Here is a 6,303-nt window from a genome sequence, read left to right on the forward strand (position 1 = left end):
GTCCTCGCCGCCCATCGACTGGGGGGTGAGCACCACGGAGCTTTCGCCGAGTTCGGCGCGGGCCGCGGCCTCGATCAGGGCGGTCTCGTGCTCGGAGTTCACTACTGGAGGTACGCCGCGGGTGTGCTCAAGGTGGACGTCGACGCCGTAGGGTGCCGCGATCTGCTGCACCACCTCGTCGAGGATCTCCCCGGCACTGTGCCAGGCATCCCGGTCCAGGCACCGCATGGTGCCGGCCATGTAGCCGCTCGCGGGGATGGCGTTCGGGGCCGAGCCGGCCGATATGTGCCCCCAGACCACGGAGACTCCGCTGCGCACGTCGACGCGGCGGGACAGCACGGCGGGGACGTTCACGGCGATCTGTGCCAGGGCGAAGACGAGTTCTTCGGTCAGGTGCGGGCGCGAGGTGTGGCCGCCGCGGCCGGTCAGCTCAATCTTGATGGTGTCCGATGCCGAGGTGATGGCGCCGATCCGGGTGCCGATCTTGCCGACCTCGATCCGGGGGTCGCAGTGCAGCGCGAGGATCCGGGGCACGCCGTCGAGGACACCCTGTTCGATGCACGCGTGTGCGCCGCCGGGCATGGTCTCCTCCGCCGGCTGGAAGATGATCCGGACCGTACCGCCCAGCGGGGCGGATTCGTGCAGGTTCTGCAGGACCAAAGCGATGCCCAGCATGGTGGTGGTGTGCACGTCGTGGCCGCAGGCGTGCGTGACGCCGTGGTTCTTGGACGCGAACGGCAGGCCGGTCTCTTCGATGATGGGCAGGGCGTCGATGTCACCGCGGAGGGCGGTGGCGATGGGCCCCTCCCCGATATCGACGGTCAGCCCGGTGCCCTCGAGGCGGCGCGGCTTCAGCCCGGCGGCCTCCAGCCGCTGGGCCAGCTTCTCCGTGGTGCGGAACTCCTTGAAGGACAGCTCCGGGTGCGCATGGAGGTCACGGCGGAACTCGATCAGCTCCGGGAGCAGCGGCTCCAGCCACGGCCCCACCAAGGTGGTGGGCTCAGCTTCAGTAGTGTAATTACGCACACATTCACTGTAGCGAGAGTCGCATAAATAGCGGCATCGCGGTCCGCGGGTTACGGCAGAACACGCGCCGCAGCGGGGTCGGGCTAGAGGACGTCCGTGTCGCCGCTGGCCTTGAGCGCGTCGACGGCGGCCTTGACCCGCTGGGAGTGGGCCTTGGTGGTCACCAGCAGCGCGTCCGGGGTGTCCACGATGACAACGTCTTCAATGCCGATCAGGGCGATCACACGCTTGGTGTCGGTGACCACCACGCCGCTGGCGTTTTCGGTGAAGACGCGGGCGCCCTCCCCGATCACGGTCACGTCGTCGACCTCTTTGGCGCTGTTCAGGCGGCCCACGGACGCGAAGTCCCCGACGTCGTCCCAGCGGAAGGTTCCGGGTACGACGGCGACGTCCCCGGCAGCCGCGGCCGGCTCGGCGACTGCGTAGTCGATGGCGATCTTGGGCAGCGTCGGCCAGACCCGGGCCGTGACCTCGTCGCGCAGCGGGGTGTCCCAGGCCTTGGCGATTTCCTGCAGGCCGGCGAAGAGTTCGGGCTGGTTGGCTTCCAGGTGCTTGAGCATCAGGGAGACCGGCGCCACGAACATCCCGGCGTTCCAGGCGTACTCGCCGCTGTCCAGGTACTGCTGGGCGACGTCCTCACTGGGCTTCTCGACGAACTCGACCACCGTGTGGGCACTCGGCGCACCGGGCACGCTCAGCTTGTCGCCGGCGCGGATGTAGCCGAACCCGGTGGAGGGGTGGGTCGGCTTGATGCCGATGGTGACGATCTTGCCGGCGGCCGCGGTGTGGATGGCCTCGCGCACGGCGTCCTGGAACAGCTCGTCGGGGCTGATGACCTGGTCCGCCGCGAAGGACCCCATGATGGTGTGGGGGTCGCGTTCGTACAGGATGGCAGCGGCCAGCCCGATCGCGGCGCCGGAATCCTTGGGCTCGCTCTCCAGGACGAGGTCAGCCTCGCGCACCTCGGGCAGCTGGCTGCACACGGCGTCGCGGTGGGCGGTGCCGGTGACCACCAGGACCCGGCTGCCGGCCAGGGGTTCCAGCCGGTCGTACGTGGCGCGCAACAAAGTACTGCCAGAACCGGTGAGGTCATGCAGGAACTTGGGGGCGGCTGCCCGGGACAGCGGCCAGAGCCGGGTCCCCACGCCGCCTGCCGGAATCACCGCGATAAAACGGTCCAGCGGAGAGTCTGCCGCCGCGGCCTCGGGTGAATCGTGGCTGGTCACTTTGTCTGTAGTCATCACGGCTACTTTAGCCGAACCGGCCCGTCATCCCCTGTGTGGCCACGCGTACGCGCCACGTCGGGCGCCCGGGAACACGGCCGCTGCCGACGCCGGATGTGGCGTTCGTCTCAAAACCGGCCAAAAACCCCGCAGGGCGCCGTCACCATCGATCCGCTGAATTGAATAAGCTAAGAGCGAAGCCTAGATTTAGGCTTGAGCTTACGAGTGCTCTCGCAGCAGGCGTTCCCCCCGCGTGGATCCCATGCCAGCGCCGCTGTGTTGCAGGGAGGTTTATTCAGTGCCGACAAAACCAGCTGGCACCTTGTACCGCGGCCGTGAAGGCATGTGGTCTTGGGTTGGACACCGCGTTACCGGTGTAGTGATCTTTTTCTTCTTGTTGGTCCACGTGCTGGACACCTCTCTGGTGCGTGTGTCCCCCGAGGCCTACACCGCCGTGATTGGTGCTTACAAGAACCCCCTTATGGCCCTGGGTGAAACGGGCCTCGTCGCAGCGATCGTGTTCCACGCCTTCAACGGCCTGCGGATCATCGCCGTCGACTTCTGGAAGAAGGGCGCCAAGTACCAGCGCCAGATGCTGTGGACGGTCCTGGGTCTCTGGGTCGTTGTCATGATCGGCTTCTCCATCCGCCACCTGTCCCTCGCCCTYGGAGGTCACTRAGCCATGACTGCAACTGAGATTAAGAGCCCGCGCAGCCCGCAGATGGGCAGCGGCCGGATCGCGCCGCAGTACCGCCGCAACGGTTCCTCGAAGGGCAACTTCGAAATGATCGCGTGGCTCTTCATGCGGCTTTCCGGCGTGGTCCTGGTGGTGCTGATCTTCGGCCACCTGTTCGTCAACCTGATGGTCGGCGAAGGCATCCACGCCATTGACTTCGGTTTCGTCGCCGGCAAGTGGGCGGACCCGTTCTGGCAAATCTGGGACCTCGCCATGCTGTGGCTGGCTATGCTCCACGGCACCAACGGCGTGCGCACCATCATCAACGACTACGCCGAGAAGGACGCGACCCGCCTCTGGCTGAAGATCGTGCTCTACGCGGCTGCCGCCGCCATTGTCATCCTGGGCACGCTGGTGATCTTCACCTTCAACCCGTGCCCGGTGGTCAACGGCGTGCAGCTCCCCGGCGGGTTCTGCCCGGCCTAGTAGCGGCCCGGAGTTCCGGGCGCTGATCCCCGTCTGCCCGAGCGGGCGCGGACCAGAGACTTCACTGCGCAGGTTTCGCCGGCAGTGTAAAACAGCGAATTTTGAGAGAAAGAGCATCTGGTATGCAGGTCCATAAGTACGACGTCGTCATTGTTGGTGCCGGTGGCGCTGGCATGCGCGCCGCGATCGAATCCGGTCAGCGCGCCCGAACAGCAGTACTGACCAAGCTTTACCCCACGCGCTCCCACACCGGCGCGGCGCAGGGCGGCATGTGTGCAGCCCTCGCCAACGTCGAAGAGGACAACTGGGAATGGCACACCTTCGACACCATCAAGGGTGGCGACTACCTGGTGGACCAGGACGCTGCCGAGGTTATGGCGAAGGAAGCGATCGACGCCGTCCTGGACCTTGAGAAGATGGGCCTGCCGTTCAACCGCACGCCTGAGGGCCGGATCGACCAGCGCCGCTTCGGCGGCCACACCCGCGACCACGGCAAGGCCCCGGTCCGCCGTGCCTGCTACGCCGCAGACCGCACCGGCCACATGATCCTGCAGACCCTGTACCAAAACTGCGTCAAGCACAACGTTGAGTTCTACAACGAGTACTACGTGCTGGACCTGCTGACCGTCGAGGAGGACGCGGTCCGCGAGGACGGCACCCCGTACAAGCAGAAGCGCGTTGCCGGCGTCGTCTCCTACGACCTCGCTTCCGGCGAACTGCACGTCTTCCAGGCCAAGTCCGTGGTGTTCGCCTCCGGCGGCGCCGGCAAGGTGTTCAAGACCACCTCCAACGCCCACACCCTCACCGGTGACGGCATGGGCATCGCCTTCCGCCGCGGCATCCCGCTGGAGGACATGGAATTCTTCCAGTTCCACCCGACCGGCCTTGCCGGCCTGGGCATCCTGCTCTCCGAAGCAGCCCGCGGCGAAGGTGCCATCCTGCGCAACTCCGAGGGTGAGCGCTTTATGGAGCGCTACGCCCCCACCATCAAGGACCTCGCCCCGCGCGACATCGTGGCCCGCTCCATGGCCAACGAAGTCCGCGAGGGACGCGGCTGCGGCCCGAACAAGGACTACGTCCTCCTGGACCTGACCCACCTGGAGCCGGCGCACATCGACGCCAAGCTGCCGGACATCACCGAGTTCGCCCGCACCTACCTGGGTGTGGAGCCGTACACGGAGCCCGTTCCGGTGTTCCCGACGGCGCACTACGCCATGGGCGGCATCCCCACCAACATCAGCGCCGAAGTCCTCCAGGACAACGACACGATCGTCCCCGGCCTCTACGCCGCCGGCGAGGTGGCCTGCGTCTCGGTCCACGGCTCCAACCGCCTCGGCACCAACTCGCTGCTGGACATCAACGTCTTCGGCAAGCGTGCCGGCGTCGCCGCCGCGGAGTACGCCAAGACCGCTGACTTCGTGGAACTCCCCGCGGATCCCGAGGCGTACACGCTGAACCTGCTCGAGCACGTCCGCACCGCGGACGGCACCGAAAAGGTGGCCCAGATCCGCAAGGAACTGCAGGACACCATGGACGCCAACATGCAGGTGTTCCGCACCGCCGACACGCTGAACCAGGTCCTCGCGGACATCGCCTCCTTCGAGGAGCGGTACCAGCGCATCAGCGTCCAGGACAAGGGCAAGCGCTTCAACCTGGACCTGCTCGAGGCCGTGGAACTGGGCTTCCTGCTGGAACTGGCCAAGGTGATGACCGTGGCTGCCCTGCACCGCGAGGAATCCCGTGGCGGGCACTTCCGTGAGGACTTCCCGGACCGTGACGACGAAAAATTCATGAAGCACTCCATGGCGTACAAGGATGACCACGCCCCGGCGGACGGTTCCGCCGAGTCGGTTGCCGGCATCCGGCTTGCCACCAAACCGGTGGTCTTTACGCGCTACGAGCCGATGGTGAGGAAGTACTAAGATGACCGCTGAACTCGCTGAGCCAGCCTCCAAGATCGAACTGCCCGCCGGCGTCGGCGGCGGCGGGGAAATCCCCTCCTTCGACGTCACGCTGCGCGTGCGCCGCTACAACCCCGAGGTCTCCGAGGAATCCACCTGGGACGACTTCCAGGTCACCATGTACGGCACGGACCGTGTCCTGGACGCCCTGCACAAGATCAAGTGGGAAATGGACGGCAGCGTCTCCTTCCGCCGGTCCTGCGCCCACGGCGTCTGCGGCTCCGATGCCATGCGCATCAACGGCCGCAACCGCCTCGCCTGCAAAACCCTGCTGAAGGACCTGGACACCACCAAGCCCATCACGGTCGAACCGATCAAGGGCCTGCCGGTCGAGAAGGACCTGATCGTGGACATGGAGCCGTTCTTCCAGTCCTTCCGCGAAGTCATGCCGTTCCTGATCAACCGCGGCCACGAGCCCACCAAGGAACGCCTGCAGTCCGCCGAGGACCGCGAGCGGTTCGACGACACCACCAAGTGCATCCTCTGCGCCGCGTGCACATCCTCCTGCCCGGTGTTCTGGACCGATGGCCAGTACTTCGGCCCGGCCGCGATCGTGAACGCGCACCGCTTCATCTTCGATTCCCGGGATGACGCCGGCGACATGCGCCTGGAGATCCTCAACGACAAGGAAGGCGTGTGGCGGTGCCGCACCACCTTCAACTGCACCGAGGCCTGCCCCCGCGGCATCCAGGTCACSCAGGCMATYGCCGAGGTCAAGCAGGCCATCCTGGCCCGCAARATCTAGCAGCACCCGCACCACCAGTTCCAAACGACGACGGCGCCTCCCACCTTCCGGTGGGGGCGCCGTCGTCGTTTCCCGCCCAGCCGAAAGGGGACGCCTGTGTCCCGGTCCGAAAAAGTCACCTTCGAAGGCTCCACCGGCGAGCTGCTCTCCGGCGTCGTCGACCTCCCCGAAGGCCCGGCGAAGGGC

Annotated in this window: 6 protein-coding genes and 1 pseudogene; 5 read left to right on the forward strand and 2 right to left on the reverse strand. The window is 66.4% G+C overall.

All coding sequences use genetic code 11. The features are described from left to right. Together AC1DHD_RS13120 and AC1DHD_RS13125 are read right to left on the reverse strand one after the other, a co-directional pair. Positions 1 to 1,026, reverse strand: a 1,026-nt coding sequence (locus tag AC1DHD_RS13120) for an amidohydrolase (RefSeq protein WP_476880134.1), incomplete at its 3' end; no start/stop codon positions are given. A gap of 83 nt (positions 1,027 to 1,109) precedes the next feature. Beyond that, complete coding sequence (locus tag AC1DHD_RS13125) at positions 1,110 to 2,267, reverse strand: mannose-1-phosphate guanylyltransferase (RefSeq protein ID WP_476880135.1); 1,158 nt, start codon at positions 2,265 to 2,267, stop codon at positions 1,110 to 1,112. A 280-nt stretch (positions 2,268 to 2,547) separates the two neighbouring features. Between AC1DHD_RS13125 and sdhC the strand changes: the two genes are divergently transcribed. The 5 genes and pseudogenes from sdhC to AC1DHD_RS13150 all read left to right on the forward strand — a co-directional run. After that, the gene (gene sdhC / locus AC1DHD_RS13130; protein ID WP_476880138.1) at positions 2,548 to 2,928 is read left to right on the forward strand and encodes a succinate dehydrogenase, cytochrome b556 subunit; all 381 of its coding nucleotides are present in this window, start codon (positions 2,548 to 2,550) and stop codon (positions 2,926 to 2,928) included. 3 nt (positions 2,929 to 2,931) lie between these two features. Continuing rightward, the gene (locus AC1DHD_RS13135) at positions 2,932 to 3,411 is read left to right on the forward strand and encodes a succinate dehydrogenase hydrophobic membrane anchor subunit (RefSeq protein ID WP_476880139.1); all 480 of its coding nucleotides are present in this window, start codon (positions 2,932 to 2,934) and stop codon (positions 3,409 to 3,411) included. A gap of 122 nt (positions 3,412 to 3,533) precedes the next feature. Next, complete coding sequence (gene sdhA / locus AC1DHD_RS13140; RefSeq protein ID WP_476880136.1) at positions 3,534 to 5,333, forward strand: succinate dehydrogenase flavoprotein subunit; 1,800 nt, start codon at positions 3,534 to 3,536, stop codon at positions 5,331 to 5,333. 1 nt (position 5,334) lies between these two features. Continuing rightward, positions 5,335 to 6,117 (forward strand): succinate dehydrogenase iron-sulfur subunit, encoded by a 783-nt coding sequence (locus AC1DHD_RS13145; RefSeq protein WP_476880137.1) that lies wholly within the window; start codon positions 5,335 to 5,337, stop codon positions 6,115 to 6,117. Between the two features lie 96 nt (positions 6,118 to 6,213). Next, a pseudogene (locus AC1DHD_RS13150) lies at positions 6,214 to 6,303 on the forward strand (alpha/beta hydrolase); the annotation flags it as partial.

The sequence above is a fragment of the Arthrobacter sp. 05L45_2 genome (assembly GCF_056397525.1).